Below are 20463 nucleotides of genomic sequence, written 5' to 3'. Positions count from 1 at the left end.
TCCTGTCGGGGGACACGGCGGCACTGCTTCGGTGCCGTCCAGTGTCCCCCATGACCCGGCGGGCGCGGACGCCCGGCTCAGACGTCGGTGACGCGGAGTCCGGCGTGGGCCTTGTAGCGGCGGTTGACGGAGATCAGGTTGGCGACGAGGGATTCGACCTGGTGGGCGTTGCGCAGGCGTCCGGCGAAGACGCCCCGCATGCCGGGGATGCGTCCGGCGAGGGCCTGGACGGTCTCGACGTCGGCGCGGTCTTCGCCGAGGACCATGACGTCGGTGTCGATCTGATCGACGGCCGGGTCCTGGAGGAGGACGGCGGAGAGGTGGTGGAAGGCGGCGGTGACGCGGGAGTCCGGCAGCAGGGCGGCGGCCTGCTGGGCGGCGCTGCCTTCCTCGGGCGTGAGGGCGTAGGCGCCCTGCTTGTCGAAGCCGAGGGGGTTGACGCAGTCCACGACCAGCTTGCCCGCCAGGTCGTCGCGCAGGGCTTCGAGGGTGGCGCCGTGGCCGTCCCACGGTACGGCGACGATGACGATGTCGCTGCGGCGGGCGGTGTCGGCGTTGCCGGCGCCCTCGATGCCCAGGCCGAGTTCGTCGGCGGCGGCCTGGGCGCGGTCGGCGGCGCGCGAGCCGATGATCACCTTCTGGCCCGCCTTCGCCAGGCGGTAGGCCAGGCCCTTGCCCTGCGGGCCCGTCCCGCCCAGCACGCCCACCACCAGACCGGAGACGTCGGGCAGCTCCCACGGGTCCTTCGCGGGAGCCTTCGCGGGCGCGTTCTGTGCGCCGCCGGTGGCGGCACTGTCGGTAGAGGTCATGGGCCGACCCTACGTGCGCGGGGCCGCCCCCACCGGTCGGGGTGCGCGTCGGCGGGGGTCCCCCGGTCGGGGGAACGGGCGGAGAACGGCGGGCCCGGTCCGCGCGGCTCGGGCAGGATGCGGGCGCATGGACGCCGTACGGGTCGCGCTGCTGCGCGAAGTGCTCGCCGGGACCGAGTGGCTCGGCGCCACCCGCCGCTTCGCCGGGGTGCTGCGCGGGTCGGTCGTGTCGCACGGCGGCGGGCTGCTGCTGGTGGGGACGCCGGAGTACGAGCCGTGGCACCTGGCGGCGCATCTGGTGGACGAGGCGGCCTGGTCGGGGACGCCGGAGCTGGCCCCCACCCTCGTCCGGCACGGGGCGTGCCCGTCCGATCCGCCGCATCTCGCGGTCGGGCCGGGCCGGATCGAGGCGGCCCGGCGGGGCGAGACGCTGCTCGTGGTGGGCCCGGAGGGGCACGCGCCGCTGCTGGAGCGCGTGTCGGACGCGCGGCGCGCCGGGGTGACGGTGCTGGCCCTCGGACCGGGCGACGGCGAGCTGACCGGCCTGGCGCACGAGACGCTGGCCGTGCCGGACGGCGCGGAACTCGACCTGGACACCGTGCAGCACCTGGTCAGCGCGGCGGCCGGGGAGCACACAGCGGCGCCCGGCCGGGGCCGCCGCCGCTTCCGCGACCGCCTGACCAGGCTGGCGGAGTCCCTCACGGCTCCCCCGCCGCCCCCGTGGTGAGGGGACCAGCGGGTGGGGAGCCCAGGGCGGGCGGAACCCGGCGAACGGGCCGTGTCCGGCCGCCTCAGCGCACCGGCTACCGCTCCGGCGACCCGGCCCCGCCGTGCGGCGCGCCCCGGGTCTTGTCTAGGTCTCGTCCCTGCCGCCCGCCGGGGCGTCGTGCCACTTGGGGTCGTTCTCCCACTCCAGGTTGCGTTCGCGGGCGGTCGCCATCGCGTGTTCGGCCTCCGGGCGGGTGGCGTAGGGACCGAAGCGGTCCTTCGCCGGGCAGTCGGGGCCTTCCTCGACCTTCTTGTGCTCCAGGCAGTAGTACCACTCGCCCGGCTTGCCGGCCGTACGCTTCTTGAACAGGGCCATCACCAGCTCCTCTCGCCATCGTCATGTTCCCCCATGCCCGCTGGTTAGACTCGCTGGCATGTCTGGCCAGTCGCTGCTCGTGCCCGGGGAGCTGTCCCCCACCCGTTCCGTGCCCGGAAACATCCGCCGTCCCGAGTACGTCGGCAAGCCCGCGCCGACGCCATACACCGGTCCGGAGGTGCAGACCCCGGAGACCGTGGAGGCGATGCGGACCGCGGGGCGGATCGCCGCGCGGGCGATGGCGGAGGCGGCGAAGCTGATCGCGCCGGGCGTCACCACGGACGAGCTGGACAAGGTGGCGCACGACTACATGTGCGACCACGGCGCCTACCCGTCGACGCTCGGCTACCGGGGCTTCCCCAAGTCCCTGTGCACCAGCGTCAACGAGGTGATCTGCCACGGCATCCCGGACTCCACGGTGCTGCGCGACGGCGACATCGTGAACCTGGACGTGACGGCGTACATCGGCGGGGTGCACGGCGACAACAACGCCACCTATCTCGTCGGGGACGTCGACGAGGAGAGCCGTCTGCTGGTGGAGCGGACCCGCGAGTCGTTGGAGCGGGCGATCAAGGCGGTGCGGCCGGGGCGGCAGATCAACATCATCGGCCGGGTCATCGAGTCGTACGCCAAGCGCTTCGGGTACGGCGTGGTGCGGGACTTCACGGGGCACGGCATCAACTCGTCGTTCCACTCGGGGCTGATCGTCCCGCACTACGACAGCCCGCACGCGACGACGGTGATCCAGCCGGGGATGACGTTCACCATCGAGCCGATGCTGACGCTGGGGACGTACGAGTACGACATGTGGGACGACGGCTGGACGGTCGTGACCAAGGACCGCCGCCGCACGGCCCAGTTCGAGCACACCCTGGTCGTCACGGACACCGGCGCGGAGATCCTGACCCTGCCCTGACCGCACACCCACGCACCCCAAGCACCCCACGCACCCACGCACCCACGCACCCGCATCGCGGTGGCCGAAGCCCGTTCTCCGTCCGGAGGGCGGGCTTTTCGTCGTCCCGGTAGGTTTTTACCGACGCCGTGTCGGAAAAGGTAACGGCAGATACCGACAGAGAGTCGGAAAGGCATTGACTTAGGTAAGCCTAACCATAGAAACTCGGGGCCATGGACTCCTTCTCCACAGTCATCCGCACCGCCTCCCACGAGCAGCACGTGGAGGCCGAGACCTCGACGTTCATGAGCGACCTGCTCGGCGGCCGGCTCGGCGTCGACGCGTACGCGCGGTACACGGAACAGCTCTGGTTCGTGTACGAGGCCCTGGAGACGACGGCGGAGCGGCTGGCGTCGGACCCGGTGGCCGGTCCGTTCGTACGGCCGGAGCTGTTCCGGCTGCGCGCCCTGGAGCGCGACCTGGCCCACCTGCGCGGACCGGGGTGGCGCGACGGCCTGTCGGCGCTGCCCGCGACGCGGGCGTACGCGGACCGGGTGCGGGAGTGCGCCGAGACCTGGCCCGCCGGGTACATAGCGCACCACTACACCCGCTACCTGGGCGACCTCTCGGGCGGCCAGATCATCCGGGACCGGGCGGAGAAGGCCTGGGGGTTCGAGAAGAAGGGCGACGGCGTCCGCTTCTACGTCTTCGAGGAGATCGGCAACCCGGCCGCGTTCAAGCGGGAGTACCGGGAGCTGCTGGACGCGGTGCGCGCGGACGACCTGGAGAAGCAGCGGATCGTGACCGAGTGCAAGAGGGCGTTCGCGCTCAACACGGGCGTGTTCCGGGCGCTGGGCGAGGAGTTCCCGCTGTCGGCGTGAGCCGGTGACCCGGACGGAACGGGTGGTGCGCGGGCCGGGCCCGCCGCCTCGGCGCTGATGCGCGGAGGGGGCGGGCCCGGTGCCGTACGGCGGGGTGCTCAGTCGTTGATGCCGTAGTCCTCGTCGACCTCACAGTGGGCGCCGCCCCAGACGATGTCGCTGGAGGAGGTGTCGATGCCGCCGAAGTAGGGGCTGCAGATGGCGTCGTCGCCGCCGCCGAAGTGGTGGCGGTGACCGTCGGCGGCGGTGGCGCTCGCCGCACCGGCGGCGGCGAGGGAGACACCGAGGAGGACGGCGGCGAGAGCGGAACGGATACGCATGAGAGTCCTTTCACTGCGCGTGACTGATCACGCTCAGTAGTCCCCACTGGTCGCGGCGGGCACACACGGGACCACCCGTACGGGGGGAGCGCGCCCGGAGCGCGGCGGCGGACCGTGCTCCCGGGCGCCGTGCGCGCCCCGGCGGGGCGCGCGTGCAGCCCGCGCCCCGCCGCGGGACCCGCGTGCCGTCAGCGTTCCAGGAGGACCCGGCCGCCTATCTCCACCCAGCCGTGGGGCTGCGGGGCGGTGAGGATCTGCGAACCGGCGCCCTGGGCGATGTTCAGGGCGCGGCCGAGGCGGTCGGTGAGCAGCAGGGCGGCGCCGCCGGTCGCCTCCTCCTCCTCGACGCCGTCGCCGCGGCCGGGGAAGGCGCGGGCGCGGACCCGGCCCGCGGCCTCGTCCTCCCAGGCCCAGGCGTACACCCACTCCCCCGGCGGCGGTACGGGCAGCGCGTCGACCTCGGCGGCGGTGGCGTACTGGCGCAGGGTGCGCGGCGGGACCCAGTCGGCGCGGGCCTCGATCCAGCTGAACTCGCCGTCGAGGCGGGCGCCCAACACCCCGGCCGGGGTGACGAGTTCGGGGAGGTCGAGGAGCCAGGCGGCGCCCACGCAGGGCTGTCCGGCGAAGGGCAGGCGGACGGCGGGGGTGTAGAGGTCGATCGCCCCGCGCTCGGGGTCGTCGACGAACACCGTGGCGCCGAAGCCGAGTTCGGCCGCCAGCTTCTGCCGGTCGGCCCGCTCGGGCAGGAGGGAGCCGTCGCGGACGACAGCGAGTTCGCCGCCGTAGCCGCCGCCCGGCGCGCAGAAGGCGCGGAGTACGTCGTAGTCGGTCACCGGGGCATTCAAGCACCGACGGCGCCGACCGGGAGTGCCGGTCGGCGCCGTGCGGATCGGGGGGGTCAGGCGGTGGGCCCGGTCTCGTCGGTACGGCGCCTGCGCGCCACGTAGACGGCCGCCGCGCCCGCGAGGACGATGCCGCCCGCCGCGGCGCCGAGGGCGCCGACGGGGACGTCGGAGCCGGTGGCGGCCATGCTGCCGCCGACGGAGCCGCCGGTGGTGCCCGCGCCGCCGGTGGTGGAGCCGGTGGTCCCGGCGCCGCCGGTGGTTCCGCCCGAGGTGTCGCCGGAGCCGCCGGAACCGCTCGAACCGCCGCTGGTGGAGCCGCCGTTGTCGCCGCCGGGCAGTTCGGCGTCGTCGGTGAGGGCGAGGGAGAGGGCGACCGGGTCGAGGGCCTCGCCCGCCTGGTAGAAGCCGCTGAACGCCTTGGCGCCCGCGGCGGTGAGGGTGGCGGTGACGTCGTCCACGGTGAGGACGTCGTCCTCGGCCGTCAGGTCCTTGTCGGCGGCCTTGAGGTCGGCGAGGACGACGTCGTCGCTCTTCACGCCGAGGCTGGTGAGGTCGGCGGTGAGGGTGCCGGTGCCGTCGGCGAGGCGGGCCTTGAGGTCGCCGAGGGTGAGGTCGAGGCCGTAGCCGCCGTCCTCGCCCGCGCCCTGGTGGCCCTTGAAGTTCACCGTGCCCTTGAAGGAGGCGGAGAGGGTGTCCTCGTCGGTGTCGTAGCTGCCGGTGGCGTCGGGGAAGGTGAAGGCGCCGTTGCCGGCGGCCTGGGTGGCCCCGCCCGCGGTCGTGACCTTGCCCTTGGCGACGTTGCCGACGACGTAGGAGCGGAAGGACTGCTTCACGCCCCAGGTGAGGGTGCCGTCGGCGACCGAGCCCTGCGCGGGGGCGGTCGGCGCGGGCGTCGACGGCGAGGTGCTGGGGCTCGCGGAACCGGAGGGCGAGGTGGACGGCGAGGCCGACGCGGACGCGGAGGTGGACGGGGAGGGCGAGGAGGAGGGCGACGACGACGCCGACGGGGACGTCGAGGTGGACGGGGAGGCGGACGTCGAGGGCGACGGGGCCGCCTTCTTCACCACGTCGAGCGGGTCACCGGCCGCGCCCGAGTAGGAGGGGCTGCCGAGGAAGGCGGCCGCCTCGGCGGTGAGGGTGGTGCCGAGGCCGGTCATCTCCTGGCTGGTGGGCGCGGCGACCTGGGCGATCACCACGTCCTGCTGGACGGCCTGGTCGTCGGCCTTGAGGTCGGCGGTGAGCGTGCCCTTGCCGCTGTCGTACTGGAAGTCGCTGAGCGTGCGGACGAAGCCGTGCGCCGTCGACCTGGCGGTGACGCTGCCCTGGAAGGCGAGGTGCAGGGTGTGCTTGGTGCTGTCGTAGGTGCCCTGGCCGCCGGTGAAGGTGAAGGCGCCGTTCCCGGCGGCCTGGGAGGCGCCGTCGACGGTGGTGAAACTGCCCTGGGTGTAGGGGGCGACGACGTAGGAGCGGTACGACTGCTTGATGCCCCAGGTGAGTTCGTAGCCGCTGAGCGGTATCTCGGCGGCGGACGCGCTGGTCGCGCCGAGGGTGGCCAGCGCGGTCGCGCCGAGGGCGGCGGCGGTGGCGACGGCGGCGGTCAGGGCGATCGGCCTGCGGGCGGCGATCGGCCTGCGGGCGGCGGTCGGTCTGCGGGAGGCGGTCATCGGTGGGGCACTCCTGTGGGTGGGGCCGGGCCGCGGGGGCGGCCGACCGGCGTACGGATTCAGGGAGTCCGGTCCTCGGCGGGGGCGTCGGACGCGGTGCGGGTACGGCGCCTGCGGACCGCGACCGCCGCGAGGGCGGCGGCCAGCAGCAGGGCACCGGCCGCGGCCGCGAGCGGCAGGACCGGGGGGCCGTCGTCGTCCGTGGAGGCCTGGGCCACGGGGGTGGCGGCGGTCTCGGGGGCCGTGGACGACGGGGTGGCGGTGGGGGTGGGGGTCGTGGTGGGCGCGCTGCCGAGGTCGGGCAGGGCCGGGAGGCGGGCGTCGTCGGTGAGGGCGACGGCCAGCGAGAGCGGGTCCATCTCGGTGCCCGCCCGGTACAGCGAGCTGAACGCCTTGGCACCGTCGGCGGTGAGCTTCGCCGGGGCCTCGGTGACGCGGGCGAGGCCTTCGCGGGCGGTGAGGTTCTTCGCGGGGAAGGTGACGAGCGCGACCTTCCTGCCGCTGAAGCCGGGGCTGGTGACGTCGGCGGAGAGGGTGCCGGTGCCCTTGCGGACGGTGGCGCGGACCGCGGCGAGCGTGAGGTCCAGGCCGTCCTTGCCGGTGAAGCGGACCGCTCCCCGGAAGGTGGCGGTCAACTCGCCCCCGGTGAGGGTTCCCCGGCCGCCCGTGAAGCGGAAGAGGGCGCCGCCGTCGCGGGCGCCGCCGGTCAGCGTCCAGGTGCCGCGGGCGATGTCGCCGGTGACGTACTCGCGGAAGGTGCGGCGTACGCCCCAGTCGACGGCGCCGTCCTTGAGGGCGCCCTTCGCGGCACCGGAACCGGCCTTCTTCGAGGCCGACTCGGACGGCCCGGCGGACGGGGACGACGGCTTCGGGGTCTGCTTCCCCGTCTTCTTCGCGGCGGGCCGTACGTCCGCGGCGAGGTTCACCGGGTCGAGGCGGGTGCCGGCCGTGTAGTACCCGGCGAAGGAGCGGGCGCCCTGCGCGGTGAGGGTGGCGGGCAGGTTGTTGAGGACGACCGAGGTGCCGCCGCCGCGCATGTCGATGCCGCCCAGGGAGAGGGAGGCGAAGGGCACCTGTGAGGACGTCGTGACCGCCCCGGTGTCCTTCGCCTTGCTGGAGACGTCCAGGTAGAGGGTCCCGGAGGACCCGGCGATCCGGACGGTGGGCCGGCTGAGGGTGAGGTCGAGCTGGTACGCGCCCGAGGTCGTCCGGTGGCCGCGGAAGTGCACCCCGCCGGAGAAGGAGGCGCGGAAGGCGCCCGTCGCGTCGTCGTAGCTGCCGATGGCCGAGTGGAAGCGGAATCCGGCGCCGACGGTTCCCGCGCCGCCCGTCAGGGAGTAACTTCCCTTGGCGATGGGCCCGGTGACGTAGCTCTGGAACGAGGCCTTGACGCCCCAGTCCAAGCGGCCGCCCTGCACGGTGCGGTTCGCGGCGTGCGCGGCGGAGGCCGGCAGCAGGGCCGTGAGGAGGGCCGCGCCGAGTACGGCGAGGGCCGTGGTCACGGCGGTGGCCAGGGCGCGGGGGCGCGCGGGCATGGGGGTCCTCCGGATAGGCGGCCGGTAGCGAGCGAAGGTAAGGCTAACCTAAGCTTTCAGGCATGACCGTCCTGGACAAGACCGCCGGTGGCACCGATTCCGTTACGACGGCCACGGCCGCCCCGAGGCGCCGCGCGCGACGCGGCCCGGCGTGGCTGCTCACCGCGGGGCTCGCCCTCGCCCTCCTGCTGCTGGTGCCGGTGGCCGCCGGACTCGGCGCCTATCCGGTGCCCGTCGGGGACGTGCTCTCCTCGGTGCAGCACCGACTCGGCCTCGGCGGCGCCGCGTTGGACCGGGTCGCGGAATCGGTGCTGTGGAACGTGCGGTTCCCCCGGATCGTGCTCGCGCTGCTCGTCGGCGCCTCGCTGGGCTGCGCGGGCGCGCTCATGCAGGGCGTGTTCGGCAACCCGCTCGCCGAGCCCGGCGTGATCGGGATCTCCTCCGGGGCGGCGGTCGGCGCGGTCGTCTCCATCGCGTTCGGGATGAACTTCCTCGGCAACTGGACGGTGTCCGCGTTCGCCTTCGCCGCCGGACTCGCCACCGTCCTCCTCGTCTACGTCATGTCGCGCTCCGGGGGCCGCACCGAGGTGGTGACGCTGATCCTCACCGGGATCGCGGTGAACGCGTTCGCGGGCGCGCTGATCGGGCTCTGCCTCTTCTTCGCGGACGCGGCGGCCGTGCAGCAGATCACGTTCTGGCAGCTGGGGTCGCTGGCGCAGGCCACCTGGCCCAAGGTGCTGGCCGTCCTGCCGTGCGCGGTGATCGGGCTGGCCCTCGCGCCCCTGTACTCGCGGCGGTTGGACCTCCTGGCCCTCGGCGAACGTCCCGCCCGGCACCTCGGGGTGGAGGTCGAGAAACTGCGCATCGTGCTGATCCTGGTGATCGCGCTGCTCACGGCGGCGGCGGTGAGCGTGTCCGGCATCATCAGCTTCGTCGGCCTCGTCGTACCGCATCTGCTGCGCATGGTGGCCGGGCCGGGGCACCGGTTCCTCGTCCCCGGCAGCGCGCTGCTCGGCGCGCTGACCCTGCTCGGGGCGGACCTCGCCGCCCGCACGGTGGCCGTCCCGGCGGAGCTGCCCCTCGGCGTCCTCACGGCACTGCTCGGCAGCCCGTTCTTCTTCTGGCTGCTCCGTCGGACCCGGCGGCGGCAGGGGGGTTGGGCGTGAGGGGTTTGTGGGCGGGGGGGGTCGGCCGCCTCGTCCGGCGTTCCACGGTCACGCTTCTCCGCCTCCGTCACGGGGCTTGCCCACCCACAACCACCCGTCTCGGTGGGCTGGACAGCGGGCGTCCAAGTCGGCCCCCTCACCCGGCATCCCCCGGCCACGCCTCTCCACCTCCGCCACGGCGCCTGCCCACCCACAACCGCCCGTCTCGGTGGGCTGGACAGCGGGCGTCCAAGTCGGCCCCCTCACCCGGCGTCCCCCGGCCACGCTTCTCCACCTCCGCCACCGCCTCCGCGCCAGCCCACCCACCACCTCGCCCCCTCCCCCTCCCACCCCCCCCAAGGACCCCACCCCATGAGACTCCTCCGTCCCCGTCCCGCTCCCCCCGTGAGGCCCGTCGCAGGCGATCTCTTCGTGGAGGCGTCCGGCCTCCACGTGGGCCTCGGCGGCCGGGCCGTCCTGCGCGGTGTGGATCTCCCCGTCCGCGCGGGCGAGGTCCTCGCCCTCGTCGGCCCGAACGGTGCCGGAAAGTCCACCCTCCTCGCGGCGCTCTCCGCCGACCTGCCCGCCGCCCGCGGGACGGTCCGTCTCGACGGCCGCCCGGTCACCGAGTGGACCGCCCCCGAACTGGCGCTGCGCAGGGCCGTACTCCCCCAGGCGGCCACTCTCTCCTTCCCGTTCCCGGTGGAGGACGTGGTCCGTATGGGCCGCGCCCCGCACCCCGCCTCCCCCGTCGAGGACGATCTCGCGGTCGCGGAGGCGATGGCGGCGACGGAGGTGACGGCTTTCGCGGCCCGCCCGTTCTCCGCGCTGAGCGGCGGGGAACGCGCCCGGGTGGCGCTGGCGCGGGTCCTCGCCCAGCGCACCCCGCTGCTGCTGCTGGACGAGCCGACCGCGGCGCTGGACCTGAAGCATCAGGAGCTGGTGCTGCGGGTCTGCCGGGAGCGGGCCGCGGCCGGGGACGCGGTGGTCGTGGTCCTGCACGATCTGGGTCTGGCGGCCGCGCACGCGCACCGGGTGGCGGTCCTGCACGCGGGCCTGGTCGCGGCGGACGGCCCGCCCGCCGAGGTGTTCACGGAGGAGCTGCTGACGGAGGTCTACGACCAGCCGGTGGAGGTCCTCCCGCACCCCCGGACGGGCACCGTCCTGGTCACCGCCCGCCGCACCCCGCACCCCACCCGCACCTGACCTCCTCACCGCCCGAGCCACCCCCTCCAAGCGCCCGCCCGCTCCCCCTTTGCCCGCCCTTGACCCGCTCATGAGTTCCGTTTTGAGCCACCGTGATCGAGTCGTGCCCCTCCGCTCCCTATGAGAGCTGAATCACGGCGAGGCAGGGTATTCGGCAGGTAAGCCTTGGATAAGTTAGGCAAGCCTCACCGACCTTGGGTGCGGCCAGCACACGTTTCTCCACCCACCAGAACCTCACTTTTCAGCCACGCTGGGAGCCCGAATGCGCGCCGCCAGACTCTCCGTCGTCACCGCCGTCGCCGCCGTGACCGCGTTGACCGCCGTCACGGGCTGCACCGAGAAGAGCGGCTCCGCCGACGGCGACCGCGTCATCACGGTGACCGCGACGGACGACAAGTGCGACACCTCGGCGAAGGAGATCGGCGCCGGGCGGGTCGAGCTGGACATCGAGAACAAGGGCTCGAAGGTCACCGAGGTCTACCTCCTCTTCCCGGACGACCGGGTCGTCACGGAGCGCGAGAACATCGGCCCCGGCACCAAGCAGCGGGTCACCGCCGAGGTGAAGGCCGGTGACTACCGCATCGCGTGCAAGCCGGGCATGAAGGGCGACGGCATCCGCCAGGACCTCAAGGTCACCGGCGGCAAGGCCGCCAAGCGCGATCCCCGCCTGGACAAGGCCGTCGCCGCCTACCGCTCGTACGCGCAGGCGCAGGCCGACGAGACGCTGCCGAAGGTGGCGACCTTCGTGGCGGCGGTGAAGGCCGGGAACCTGGAGGCCGCGAAGGCCGCCTACGCGCCGTCGCGGATCGGCTGGGAGCGCACCGAGCCGGTCGCGGAGTCCTTCGGCGACATCGACCCGAAGGTCGACGTCCGCGCGGACGGCCTGGAGGACGGCCAGAAGTGGACCGGCTGGCACCGGCTGGAGAAGTCCCTCTGGCAGGACAAGAAGATCACCGCCGAGGACAAGGCCCTCGCCGACCAGCTGACCGTGGACCTCACCGACTGGCAGAAGCGGGTCGGCAAGGCGGAGATCACCCCGACCTCGATGGCCAACGGCGCCAAGGAGCTGCTGGACGAGGTCGCCACCGGCAAGGTCACCGGCGAGGAGGAGCGCTACTCGCACACCGACCTGGTCGACTTCAAGGCGAACGTCGAGGGCGCCGAGCAGTCGTACGAGCTGCTCAAGCCGGTCGCGCGGGAGAACGACGCGGCGCTCGTCACCGAGCTGGACAAGCAGTTCGCGGCGCTGAACACCCTGCTGGACAAGTACCGGCCGAACACGTCGTCGTACGACTTCACGTCCTACGACAAGGTCGGTGAGGCGGACCGCAGGCAGCTCTCGGACGCGGTGAACGCGCTGGCCGAGCCGCTGTCGAAGCTCGCCGCCGCGGTCGCCGCCAAGCAGTAGCGACGAGCTGGAGGCATCCGTCATGACGGACACGGAATCCGGGAAGGGCTCCCACCCCGAGGAACCCGGATCAGCGACCGGCTCCGACGCCCCACCCCCCGCGGCCACCTCTCCCGGCAGCGCCGCCGACGGCGCTGCCGCCCCCGCCCCCGCTCCCAGCCGGCGCTCCGTGCTCGGCTGGGGCGGGGCCGGGCTGGCGCTCGGTGCCGCGGTGGCCGGGGGCGCCGTCGCGGTGTCCGGGGCGGGTGACGACACGGCTCCGGCCGGGGCGGACGCCGGACCGGCCGTGCCCTTCCACGGCGCGCACCAGGCGGGCATCGCCACGCCCGTCCAGGACCGGCTGCACTTCGCCGCGTTCGACGTGACGACCACCGACCGGGCCGCGCTGGTCGCCCTGTTGAAGGACTGGACGGCGGCGGCGCGGCGGATGGCGGCGGGCGAGGCGGTCGGGGAGGGCGCGTACGGCGGTCTCGCCGAGGCGCCGCCGGACGACACCGGGGAGGCGCTGGGGCTGAAGCCCAGCCGTCTGACGCTGACGGTGGGCTTCGGGCCGTCCCTGTTCGGGAAGTTCGGTCTCGGGGACCGGCGTCCGGCGGGGCTGGTGGAGCTGCCGAAGTTCGCCGGGGACAACCTGGACCCGCGGCGCAGCGGCGGCGATCTGTGTGTGCAGGCGTGCGCGGACGATCCGCAGGTCGCGGTGCACGCGATCCGCAACCTGGCCCGGATCGGCATGGGGCGGGTGGTGATCCGGTGGTCGCAGCTCGGCTTCGGCAAGACGTCGTCGACGACGCCGGACGCGCAGACGCCGCGCAATCTGATGGGCTTCAAGGACGGCACCCGCAACATCGCGGGCACCGAGACGGACCGGCTGAAGAAGTTCGTGTGGGTCGGCGAGCGGGACGAGTCGGGGAACGCGGCCTGGATGGCGGGCGGTTCGTATCTGGTCGCGCGGCGCATCCGGATGCACATCGAGACCTGGGACCGTACGTCGTTGCAGGAGCAGGAGGACGTCTTCGGCCGCGACAAGGGCGAGGGCGCGCCGGTCGGCAAGGCGAAGGAGCGCGACGAGCCGTTCCTGAAGGCGATGTTGCCGGACGCGCACGTCCGTCTCGCGCATCCGGACTCCAACGGCGGGGCCACGCTGCTGCGGCGCGGCTACTCCTTCACCGACGGCACCGACGGGCTCGGCAGGCTCGACGCGGGCCTGTTCTTCCTGGCCTACCAGCGCGATCTGGCGCAGGGCTTCGTCCGGGTCCAGCGGAATCTGGCCGGTGACGCGCTCAACGAGTACATCCAGCACGTGGGTTCGGCGGTCTTCGCGATCCCGCCCGGCGTCCGCGACCAGGACGACTGGTGGGGCCGGGCGCTGTTCTCCGAGAAGGAGTAAGGGCCTTGTTCTCCAACTATCTGATCGGACTGCGGGAGGGCCTGGAGGCCAGTCTCGTGGTCTGCATCCTCATCGCCTACCTGGTGAAGACGGACCGGCGGGACGCGCTGCGGCCGGTGTGGACGGGCATCGCGGTGGCGGTGCTGCTCGCGCTGGGTTTCGGCTCGGCGCTCGAATTCGGTTCGCAGGAGCTGACGTTCGAGGCGCAGGAGGCGCTGGGCGGTTCGCTGTCGATCCTCGCGGTGGTGCTGGTGACGTGGATGGTGTTCTGGATGCGGCGCACCGCCCGGCACCTGAAGGCGGAGCTGCACGGCAAGCTGGACGCGGCGCTCGCGATGGGCACGGGCGCGCTGGTCGCGACGGCGTTCCTCGCGGTGGGCCGGGAGGGCCTGGAGACCGCGCTGTTCGTGTGGGCGTCGGTGCACGCGGCGGGGGACGGCACCCCGCGCCCGCTGATCGGGGTGGCCCTGGGCCTCGCGACGGCGGTGCTGCTGGGCTGGCTGTTCTACCGGGGCGCGCTGCGCATCAACCTGGCGAAGTTCTTCACCTGGACCGGCGGCATGCTGGTCGTGGTCGCGGCGGGCGTCCTGGCGTACGGGGTGCACGATCTCCAGGAGGCCGACTGGCTGCCGGGGCTGACCGACAAGGCCTTCGACATCAGCGGGACGATTCCGCCGGACAGCTGGTACGGGACCCTGCTCAAGGGCGTGTTCAACTTCCAGCCGGACCCGACGGTCGTCCAGGTCACGGTGTGGCTGCTGTACCTCGTCCCCACGCTCGCGCTGTTCCTCGCCCCGGTAGGGTTCGCCTCCGGGAAGGGGAGGGTGACGTCGCCTGATGAGCAGGGAAAGCAGCCCGAAGACCGGACGCCCGGGGCGCCCGGGGCGCCGCGTCCGTGACGGCGTGCGCCGTCGTCGGCGCGCGCTGACCGCCGCCTCGCTCGCCGTGGTCTCCCTGGCGGCGAGCGGCTGTGTGGTGGTGCACGGGGAGCGGGCGGTGCTCCCGGCCGCGACGAGGGCCGAAGCGGCGGAGGCGGTCGCGGGGTTCACGTCCGCGTACAACGCGGCGGACGCGGCGTACGACGGTTCCCTCGACGCGGGTCGGACGACGGGCGCGCTCGGGGTGATCGACGCGGCCCGGTTGAGAGCGGGGCGGGTCAACCACCCTGACGGCAACCCGGATCACACGCCGCTGGCGCTGTCGGACGTGCGGTACACGATCCCCGAGAAGCCGGGCTGGCCGCGCTGGTTCGTCGCGGACGCGCGGGCCAACAAGGGCGGGGACGCGCGCTGGGTGCTGGTGTTCACGCGGGCCGGGCTCGCGGCGCCCTGGCAGGCGGCCTATCTGACGTTGACGGCGCCGGGCGCGCTGCCGGAGTTCGCGGTGGACGAGGACGGCTGGGCGCGGGCGGTGCCCGTGGACGCGACCGGACTGGCGCGTACGCCGGGGCAGTTGAGCGCGGACTACACGGCGTACCTGAAGAGCGGTGGGGCCGTGTTCGCGGACGGCGCGCACACGAGTGAGCTGCGGGCGACGCGCGCGAAGAACTCCAGCAGGCCGGGGCTTGCGACGCAGTACATCGACGAGCCGCTGACCGAGGGCGACTTCGCGCCGCTGGCGCTGCGGACGGCGGACGGCGGCGCGGTGGTGTTCTTCGCGTCCCGGCACTACGTGAAGCAGACGGCGGCGGCCGGGGCGTCGGTGCCGACGCCGAACCAGAGTGTCCGCGCGCTGACCGCCGGCGAGATCAAGCAGTCGCTGACGATGGAGTTCGTGGCGAACGAGGTGGCGGTCACCCCGACCGGCTCCGCGGCGGGCTCGGGCGGGAAGGTGCGGCTGCTGAGCCGCCTGGAGGGGCTGACGGGCGCGAAGGGCGAGTAGCGGGGGCTCGCGGCCGGTCGGGTCAGTGGCGGGACGGCCAGGCGGTGGTGTGGTCCGGTTCGACCCCGGCGTGACGGGCGCAGGCGTCCGTCAGGGTCTCCAGGAGGGTCAGCGGGTCGGGCAGCGGGTGCTCGGGGCCGCGCAGCCAGTGGACGGACTCGCCGTCGTCGCCGGGGAGGCGGGCGGGGGGCACGAGGACGTAGGAGCCGCGGCAGTGCCAGCGCAGGCCGGGGTGCTCGTCCATGGTCTCGGGGTGGCAGTCCAGCTCGCAGGGCCACCACTCGTCCTCGTCCTCGGGGGTGCCCCGGGTGAGGGTGAAGAACAGCATGCGGCCGTCGTCGCCGATCGCGACCGGGCCGACGTCGACGCCCGCGCCGAGCAGCCGGTCCAGGGCCTCCTGACCGGCCTCCAGGGGGACGTCGAGGACGTCGTGGGTCATGCCGGTGGCGGTGATGAAGTTGGCCTGGGGCTGGTGGCGGGCCCACCGCTCGATCTGCGCGTGGTCGGTGGTCGACTGGGTCTGCCAGGCGAAGGACACCGGGTGCCGGGCGGGCGTGGGACAGCCGACGCGGTCGCAGGAACAGCGGTACCCGGAGACCGGGTGCGCGGCGGGCGCCAGCGGGAGCCCGGCCCCGGCGGCGGCGAGCAGCAGGGCCTCCCGGCCGCCCTCGTCGGCGGCAGCGGCGGACTCCTTGGGGCGGCGGCCACGCAGCCACTGGGAGATCCTGCCCTGCCGGCCGGTCCGGCCGCCGAACTCCGCGCTCATCTATCGCCTCGCCTCAGCTGTGGTGCGGACAGCATGCCTCATCGTCCCACCATCCTGCGCATCGGGGGTGCTGAGCACCTAAAAGGGGCAGGTGGGGCAGGGGCTGCGGAGGTACGGGGAGCGCACCGGGCGCGCGGCAGGCGCACGACGGTCCACGACGGGGTCAGCGGGGCGCGAGGCCGTGCAGGGCGTAGTCGACGAGGGTGTCGGTGTAGGCGTGGGAGATCGGGCCGGTGTGCTGGAGCCAGCGCTGGGCGAGCGGGGAGACGAACAGCTCCAGGGCGATCCGGGGGTCGACGCCGGGGCGGAGCTGTCCGGCGTCGCGGGCCCGTTCCAGGCGGTCGACGTACAGCTGGAGCTGGGGTTCCAGGAGCTTGGCGACGAACTCGCGGCCGAGCTGTTCGTTGACCAGGCCCTCGGCGGCGAGGGCGCGGGAGGGGGCGGAGAAGCGGGGGTCGAGGAGTTCGTCGACGGTGGCGCGCAGGACGGCCTTGAGGTCGGTGGCGAGGTCGCCGGTGTCGGGGAGGGCGTAGGTGTCCTGCCCGGCGGTCTCGGCGGTGTTCTGCGCCATGTCGAGGAAGGCCTCCAGGAGGACGTCGGCCTTGGAGTCCCACCAGCGGTAGATCGTCTGCTTGCCGACGCCCGCGCGGGCGGCGATGCCCTCGACGGTGGTCCGCGGGTAGCCGACCTCGGCGACCAGGGCGAGGGCGGCGGCGTAGATGGCGTGCCGGGACTTCTCGCTGCGGCGGGCGGGGGCGGGGGCCGACTTGCCGGGCTGGGTGACCATGGCACGACCGTACCAAGCCGGTGAGACGCCCCGTCTCGCCACGGGGCCACGCCTCGGGCCCGCCGCATGGGCCGAGCCCGCGGGCACCGCCGCGCCGCCGGCCCGCCCGCGCCACCGGCACAGCCCCGCCACCGTCACAGCCCAGCCGACGGCCCCGGAGCCGCTACCCCTCCTCCCCCGGGTACCGCACCCCCACCCGCTCCCGGAGGGTGTCCAGGGTGCGCATCACGGCGAGGGTGCCCGAGCGGGGGACGAGCGGGGACTCGGTCTCGCCCGCGCGGAGGGCGCGCATGACCTCGCGGGCCTCGTGGCGGAGGGTGGTGCGGGGGCCGTCGGCGGGGTCGGCGGTGAACTCCTCGGGGTCGCGGCCGTCGCGGTGCAGGACGAACCGGTCGGGGTGGAAGAAGCCCGCCGGGAGGTCGATGCGGCCCCGCGAGCCGGTCACCGACGCCGTGGTGCCCGTACCGCCGACGACGGAGCAGTGCAGGGCGGCCAGCGCGCCGGAGTCCCAGGACAGGGCGGCGGCGGTCTGGAGGTCGACGCCCTCGGCGGAGAGCGTGGCCTGTGCGGCGATCCCGCTCGGCTCGCCGAGGAGGAGGTGGGCGAAGGAGACCGGGTAGACGCCGAGGTCGAGGAGGGCGCCGCCGCCCTGTGCGGGGTCGCGCAGCCGGTGCGAGGGCGGGAAGGGCCCTTCGAGGCCGAAGTCGGCCTGCACGGTCCGTACCTCGCCGATCGCGCCGTCGTCGACGAGGGCCTTGAGCCGCCGCACGAGGGGGTGGCAGTACATCCACATCGCCTCCATGAGGAAGCGGTCGTGGTCGCGGGCGAGGGCGTCGAGTTCGTGGGCCTCGCGCGCGTTGAGCGTGAACGCCTTCTCGCACAGCACGTGCCGTCCGGCCTCCAGGCAGAGCCCGGCGGCGGCCCGGTGCGCGGCGTGCGGGGTGGCGACGTAGACGACGTCGACGTCGGCGTCCTTGGCGAGGGCGTCCCAGTCGCCGTAGGCCCGCGTGATCCCGAACCGTTCGGCGAAGGCGCGTGCGGAGGTCTCCGTGCGGGAGGCGACCGCGACGACCTCGGCGTCGGGGAGGTCGATGAGGTCGGCGGTGAAGGAGGCGGCGATCCCGCCGGTGGCGAGGATGCCCCACCGCACCGGCGCCACCGCCGGGTCCGTCCCCGCCGGGTCCGCCCCGGCGCCCGCGGCCGCCCCCGCGCCCGTCCCCGCAGTCGAACCCGCACCCGTACCCGTGCCCGTCGTCATCCCGCCCGCCCTCGTGCCGTCCCAGCAGTCCGTCCGAGCTGAGAGCATAGGTGGCGCTGATGACGGAGAGGGAGGGGTCACATGCCCGAGGGTGGGGCGACGGGCGGGGCGATACCGGACGTGGCGCGGGAGGCGGTGGCCGCGCCCGTGCGGGCGGCGCGCCGGACGGGGCTGCTGGTCACCCTCGTCCTGGGCGGGCTGACCGCGACGCCGCCGCTGGCGATGGACATGTACCTCCCGGCGCTGCCGCAGGTCACCGACGCGCTGCACGCGCCCGCCGCGACGGTGCAGCTCACCCTCACCGCCTGCCTGGCGGGCATGGCCCTCGGCCAGCTGGTGGTGGGCCCGATGAGCGACCGCTGGGGCCGCCGCAGGCCGCTGCTCGCCGGTCTCGCGGTGTACGTCGTGGCGACCGCGCTGTGCGCGCTGGCGCCGACCGTGGAGGCGCTGATCGCGTTCCGGCTGGCGCAGGGCCTGGCGGGCGCGGCCGGGATCGTAATCGCGCGGGCGGTGGTGCGCGACCTGTACGACGGTGTGGCGATGGCCCGCTTCTTCTCCACGCTGATGCTGATCTCGGGGACCGCGCCGGTGGTGGCGCCGCTGGTGGGCGGGCAGATCCTGCGGGTCACGGACTGGCGGGGCGTGTTCGTCGTCCTGACGGTCGTCGGGGTGGTGCTGGCCGGGGTGGTCGCGGCGCGGCTGCCGGAGACGCTGCCCGCCACCGAGCGGCACGCGGGCGGGGTCGGCGAGGCGCTGCACTCGATGCGGCGCCTCCTCGCCGACCCGCCCTTCACCGGCTTCCTCCTCACCGGCGGCTTCGCCTTCGCCGCGCTGTTCGCGTACATCTCGGCGTCGCCGTTCGTGATCCAGGAGATCTACGGCGCCTCCCCGCAGACGTTCAGCCTGCTGTTCGGCGTGAACTCGGTCGGGCTGGTCGTGGTGGGCCAGATCAACGGCAAGGTGCTGGTGGGCCGGGTGCGGCTGGACCGGGCGCTGGCGGCGGGCCTCGGGGTGGTGCTGCTGGCGGCGACGGCGTTGCTGCTGATGACGACCGGGGTGTTCGGGAAGGTCGGGCTGGTGCCGGTGGCGGTGGCCCTGTTCGTGCTGATGTCGGCGATGGGCGTGGCCCTGCCGAACGCGCAGACGCTGGCCCTGCTGCGGGTGCGGCACTCCGCGGGTTCGGCGTCGGCGCTGCTCGGCACGTCCTCGTTCGCGATCGGCGCGGTGGCCTCCCCGCTGGTGGGCATCGCCGGGGAGGACACGGCCGTGCCGATGGCGGTGGTCCAGCTGGTGGCCGCGGTCGTCGCGCTCGGCTGCTTCGTGGCACTGTGCCGTCCCGGACGGGACACGGAGCCCGCCGGGGCCGGAGAGGGCGCCGGGGCGGGAGAGGCCGCCGGGGCGGGGACGGAAGGAGCGGAGCGCTGAGCGCGCCGAGACTGCGGGCCGACAGCCCGGAACGGGCGGGGCTGGACCCCGAGGAGACGCGGCGTCTGGTGCGGGAGGTGCGCGCCCTGACGCTGGGGGTGCGGCCCTGGGCGGCGGGCGTGGTGCTGGTCGCGGGGCGCGGCCCGGTGATCGCCGTGGAGGAGGCGGCGGGCTGGGCGGTGCGGTACGGCGGCTGGGACGCGGAGGCCGGGGCGGGCGTCGAACTCCCGGCGCGCTCGCGTGTCCCGATGACCGTCGACACGCCCTTCGACCTGGCGTCCCTGACGAAGCTGTTCACGGCGGTGGCGGCGGTGCAGCAGATCGAGCGGGGGCGGCTCGGCATCGACGCGCGGGTCGGCGCCTACCTGCCCGACTTCCGGGCGGCCGACGCGCACGGCGTCACCGTCCGCCAGCTCCTCACCCACACCTCGGGCCTGCGCCCCGAACTGCCGCTGTACGACTGCGCGGACGCCGCGGAGCGGCTGGAGCTGCTGCGCGCCGAGGCCCCGGCGGGGCCGCCGGGGACGTACGTCTACTCGGACCTGAACATGCTGCTGCTCCAGCACCTCCTGGAACGGCTCACCGAACGCCCGCTGGACGTGCTGGTGCACGAGGGGATCACCCGCCCGCTGGGGATGACGGCGACCCGTTTCGGGCCGTGCCCCGACGCGGCGGCCACCGAGGACCAGCGGCGGCCGTGGGCCAAGGCGGACCGGGGCCCGCTGCGGGGCGAGGTGCACGACGAGAACGCGTGGGCGCTGGGCGGGGTGGCCGGGCACGCGGGCCTCTTCGGCACGGCCCGCGACCTGGCGGTGTTCTGCCGCACCCTGCTGGCGGGCGGCTCCTACGGTCCCGCGCGCATCCTCGGCCCCGACTTCGCGGAACTCCTCCTCACCCCGCCGGGCCTCGGCTTCGCCGTGGACCAGCCCTGGTTCATGGGCGACCTCGCGGGCGCGGGCGCGGCGGGCCACACGGGCTTCACCGGCACGTCCCTGGTGCTGGACCCGGCGACGGACACCTTCCTGGTCCTGCTGGCCAACACGGTCCACCCCCGCCGGGGCAAGCCCGACAGCCGCCCCCGCGCGGCGGCGGGGTCCCGGCTGCGGCGGGCGGTGCGCTGAGGAACGGGCCCTCCCGAGGTACCGCGAGACGGCGGCCGGGGCGGGG

20 protein-coding genes are annotated in these 20463 nt (G+C 74.3%); 11 read left to right on the top strand and 9 right to left on the bottom strand.

Features of this window, described 5'->3' with window-relative positions:
- Positions 1-77: 77 nt before the first annotated feature.
- Entirely contained in the window at positions 78-809 is a 732-nt protein-coding gene (gene npdG, locus ACIQPQ_RS03455; RefSeq protein WP_401299116.1) for an NADPH-dependent F420 reductase, read from the bottom strand.
- A gap of 127 nt (positions 810-936) precedes the next feature.
- Here npdG and ACIQPQ_RS03450 point away from each other — a divergent pair, with 127 nt between their 5' ends.
- Positions 937-1536, top strand: coding sequence for a hypothetical protein (locus ACIQPQ_RS03450; protein ID WP_383771521.1), 600 nt, complete (start codon positions 937-939; stop codon positions 1534-1536).
- 126 nt (positions 1537-1662) lie between these two features.
- Here ACIQPQ_RS03450 and ACIQPQ_RS03445 read toward each other — a convergent pair whose 3' ends face one another.
- The gene (locus ACIQPQ_RS03445) at positions 1663-1893 is read right to left on the bottom strand and encodes a hypothetical protein (protein ID WP_401299113.1); all 231 of its coding nucleotides are present in this window, start codon (positions 1891-1893) and stop codon (positions 1663-1665) included.
- Positions 1894-1951: 58 nt separating this feature from the next.
- Here ACIQPQ_RS03445 and map point away from each other — a divergent pair, with 58 nt between their 5' ends.
- Complete coding sequence (gene map / locus ACIQPQ_RS03440; protein WP_383771517.1) at positions 1952-2809, top strand: type I methionyl aminopeptidase; 858 nt, start codon at positions 1952-1954, stop codon at positions 2807-2809.
- A gap of 212 nt (positions 2810-3021) precedes the next feature.
- A complete protein-coding gene (locus tag ACIQPQ_RS03435) occupies positions 3022-3669 on the top strand; it encodes a heme oxygenase (biliverdin-producing) (RefSeq protein WP_383771515.1) in 648 nt (215 codons plus the stop codon).
- Positions 3670-3767: 98 nt separating this feature from the next.
- On the opposite strand, the gene ACIQPQ_RS03430 is transcribed toward ACIQPQ_RS03435, so the two are convergent.
- The 4 genes from ACIQPQ_RS03430 to ACIQPQ_RS03415 form a co-directional block, all read right to left on the bottom strand.
- Positions 3768-3989 (bottom strand): hypothetical protein, encoded by a 222-nt coding sequence (locus ACIQPQ_RS03430; RefSeq protein WP_401299109.1) that lies wholly within the window; start codon positions 3987-3989, stop codon positions 3768-3770.
- A 188-nt stretch (positions 3990-4177) separates the two neighbouring features.
- Positions 4178-4822, bottom strand: coding sequence for a PhzF family phenazine biosynthesis protein (locus ACIQPQ_RS03425; protein WP_383771512.1), 645 nt, complete (start codon positions 4820-4822; stop codon positions 4178-4180).
- Between the two features lie 65 nt (positions 4823-4887).
- On the bottom strand, positions 4888-6498 hold the full coding sequence (locus ACIQPQ_RS03420) for an HtaA domain-containing protein (RefSeq protein ID WP_401299106.1): 1611 nt from the start codon (positions 6496-6498) through the stop codon (positions 4888-4890).
- A gap of 59 nt (positions 6499-6557) precedes the next feature.
- Positions 6558-8033: an HtaA domain-containing protein gene (locus tag ACIQPQ_RS03415; protein WP_401299104.1), complete on the bottom strand. Its 1476-nt coding sequence runs from the start codon at positions 8031-8033 to the stop codon at positions 6558-6560.
- 62 nt (positions 8034-8095) lie between these two features.
- Between ACIQPQ_RS03415 and ACIQPQ_RS03410 the strand changes: the two genes are divergently transcribed.
- The 6 genes from ACIQPQ_RS03410 (at position 8096) to ACIQPQ_RS03385 (ending at position 15060) form a co-directional block, all read left to right on the top strand.
- Positions 8096-9199, top strand: coding sequence for a FecCD family ABC transporter permease (locus ACIQPQ_RS03410; RefSeq protein WP_401299101.1), 1104 nt, complete (start codon positions 8096-8098; stop codon positions 9197-9199).
- Positions 9200-9550: 351 nt separating this feature from the next.
- Positions 9551-10384, top strand: a complete 834-nt coding sequence (locus ACIQPQ_RS03405; protein ID WP_401299098.1) for a heme ABC transporter ATP-binding protein — start codon at positions 9551-9553, stop codon at positions 10382-10384.
- A 262-nt stretch (positions 10385-10646) separates the two neighbouring features.
- Entirely contained in the window at positions 10647-11792 is a 1146-nt protein-coding gene (gene efeO, locus ACIQPQ_RS03400; protein WP_401299095.1) for an iron uptake system protein EfeO, read from the top strand.
- Between the two features lie 22 nt (positions 11793-11814).
- Complete coding sequence (gene efeB / locus ACIQPQ_RS03395; protein ID WP_401299092.1) at positions 11815-13179, top strand: iron uptake transporter deferrochelatase/peroxidase subunit; 1365 nt, start codon at positions 11815-11817, stop codon at positions 13177-13179.
- A gap of 5 nt (positions 13180-13184) precedes the next feature.
- Positions 13185-14078 (top strand): iron uptake transporter permease EfeU, encoded by an 894-nt coding sequence (gene efeU / locus ACIQPQ_RS03390; RefSeq protein WP_401299089.1) that lies wholly within the window; start codon positions 13185-13187, stop codon positions 14076-14078.
- Between the two features lie 73 nt (positions 14079-14151).
- Positions 14152-15060: a hypothetical protein gene (locus ACIQPQ_RS03385; protein ID WP_401299629.1), complete on the top strand. Its 909-nt coding sequence runs from the start codon at positions 14152-14154 to the stop codon at positions 15058-15060.
- Between the two features lie 22 nt (positions 15061-15082).
- Here ACIQPQ_RS03385 and ACIQPQ_RS03380 read toward each other — a convergent pair whose 3' ends face one another.
- The 3 genes from ACIQPQ_RS03380 to ACIQPQ_RS03370 form a co-directional block, all read right to left on the bottom strand.
- Positions 15083-15826 carry a bifunctional DNA primase/polymerase gene (locus tag ACIQPQ_RS03380; protein ID WP_401299086.1) on the bottom strand — a complete coding sequence of 248 codons (744 nt, stop codon included), beginning with the start codon at positions 15824-15826 and terminating at the stop codon, positions 15083-15085.
- Between the two features lie 163 nt (positions 15827-15989).
- The gene (locus ACIQPQ_RS03375) at positions 15990-16613 is read right to left on the bottom strand and encodes a TetR/AcrR family transcriptional regulator (RefSeq protein ID WP_401299083.1); all 624 of its coding nucleotides are present in this window, start codon (positions 16611-16613) and stop codon (positions 15990-15992) included.
- A gap of 163 nt (positions 16614-16776) precedes the next feature.
- Positions 16777-17871 (bottom strand): Gfo/Idh/MocA family protein, encoded by a 1095-nt coding sequence (locus tag ACIQPQ_RS03370; protein ID WP_401299080.1) that lies wholly within the window; start codon positions 17869-17871, stop codon positions 16777-16779.
- A gap of 81 nt (positions 17872-17952) precedes the next feature.
- On the opposite strand from ACIQPQ_RS03370, the gene ACIQPQ_RS03365 reads away from it, so the two are divergent.
- Together ACIQPQ_RS03365 and ACIQPQ_RS03360 are read left to right on the top strand one after the other, a co-directional pair.
- Positions 17953-19296 (top strand): multidrug effflux MFS transporter, encoded by a 1344-nt coding sequence (locus ACIQPQ_RS03365; protein ID WP_401299077.1) that lies wholly within the window; start codon positions 17953-17955, stop codon positions 19294-19296.
- An 11-nt stretch (positions 19297-19307) separates the two neighbouring features.
- Entirely contained in the window at positions 19308-20417 is a 1110-nt protein-coding gene (locus ACIQPQ_RS03360; protein WP_383771619.1) for a serine hydrolase domain-containing protein, read from the top strand.
- Positions 20418-20463: the final 46 nt, after the last annotated feature.

The organism is Streptomyces sp. NPDC091281 (assembly GCF_044757425.1).
Taxonomy (GTDB): Bacteria; Actinomycetota; Actinomycetes; order Streptomycetales; family Streptomycetaceae; genus Streptomyces.
The sequence above is the reverse complement of the archived record's forward strand: the minus strand, read 5'-3'. Positions and strand labels throughout refer to the sequence as shown.

What these genes read in the sequence shown, in the direction of transcription:
- npdG (WP_401299116.1), bottom strand. Translation starts at nt 809, where the DNA reads ATGACCTCTACCGACAGTGCCGCCACCGGCGGCGCACAGAACGCGCCC.
- ACIQPQ_RS03450 (WP_383771521.1), top strand. Translation starts at nt 937, where the DNA reads ATGGACGCCGTACGGGTCGCGCTGCTGCGCGAAGTGCTCGCCGGGACC.
- ACIQPQ_RS03445 (WP_401299113.1), bottom strand. Translation starts at nt 1,893, where the DNA reads ATGGCCCTGTTCAAGAAGCGTACGGCCGGCAAGCCGGGCGAGTGGTAC.
- map (WP_383771517.1), top strand. Translation starts at nt 1,952, where the DNA reads ATGTCTGGCCAGTCGCTGCTCGTGCCCGGGGAGCTGTCCCCCACCCGT.
- ACIQPQ_RS03435 (WP_383771515.1), top strand. Translation starts at nt 3,022, where the DNA reads ATGGACTCCTTCTCCACAGTCATCCGCACCGCCTCCCACGAGCAGCAC.
- ACIQPQ_RS03430 (WP_401299109.1), bottom strand. Translation starts at nt 3,989, where the DNA reads ATGCGTATCCGTTCCGCTCTCGCCGCCGTCCTCCTCGGTGTCTCCCTC.
- ACIQPQ_RS03420 (WP_401299106.1), bottom strand. Translation starts at nt 6,498, where the DNA reads ATGACCGCCTCCCGCAGACCGACCGCCGCCCGCAGGCCGATCGCCGCC.
- ACIQPQ_RS03415 (WP_401299104.1), bottom strand. Translation starts at nt 8,033, where the DNA reads ATGCCCGCGCGCCCCCGCGCCCTGGCCACCGCCGTGACCACGGCCCTC.
- ACIQPQ_RS03410 (WP_401299101.1), top strand. Translation starts at nt 8,096, where the DNA reads ATGACCGTCCTGGACAAGACCGCCGGTGGCACCGATTCCGTTACGACG.
- ACIQPQ_RS03405 (WP_401299098.1), top strand. Translation starts at nt 9,551, where the DNA reads ATGAGACTCCTCCGTCCCCGTCCCGCTCCCCCCGTGAGGCCCGTCGCA.
- efeO (WP_401299095.1), top strand. Translation starts at nt 10,647, where the DNA reads ATGCGCGCCGCCAGACTCTCCGTCGTCACCGCCGTCGCCGCCGTGACC.
- efeB (WP_401299092.1), top strand. Translation starts at nt 11,815, where the DNA reads ATGACGGACACGGAATCCGGGAAGGGCTCCCACCCCGAGGAACCCGGA.
- ACIQPQ_RS03380 (WP_401299086.1), bottom strand. Translation starts at nt 15,826, where the DNA reads ATGAGCGCGGAGTTCGGCGGCCGGACCGGCCGGCAGGGCAGGATCTCC.
- ACIQPQ_RS03375 (WP_401299083.1), bottom strand. Translation starts at nt 16,613, where the DNA reads ATGGTCACCCAGCCCGGCAAGTCGGCCCCCGCCCCCGCCCGCCGCAGC.
- ACIQPQ_RS03370 (WP_401299080.1), bottom strand. Translation starts at nt 17,871, where the DNA reads ATGACGACGGGCACGGGTACGGGTGCGGGTTCGACTGCGGGGACGGGC.
- ACIQPQ_RS03365 (WP_401299077.1), top strand. Translation starts at nt 17,953, where the DNA reads ATGCCCGAGGGTGGGGCGACGGGCGGGGCGATACCGGACGTGGCGCGG.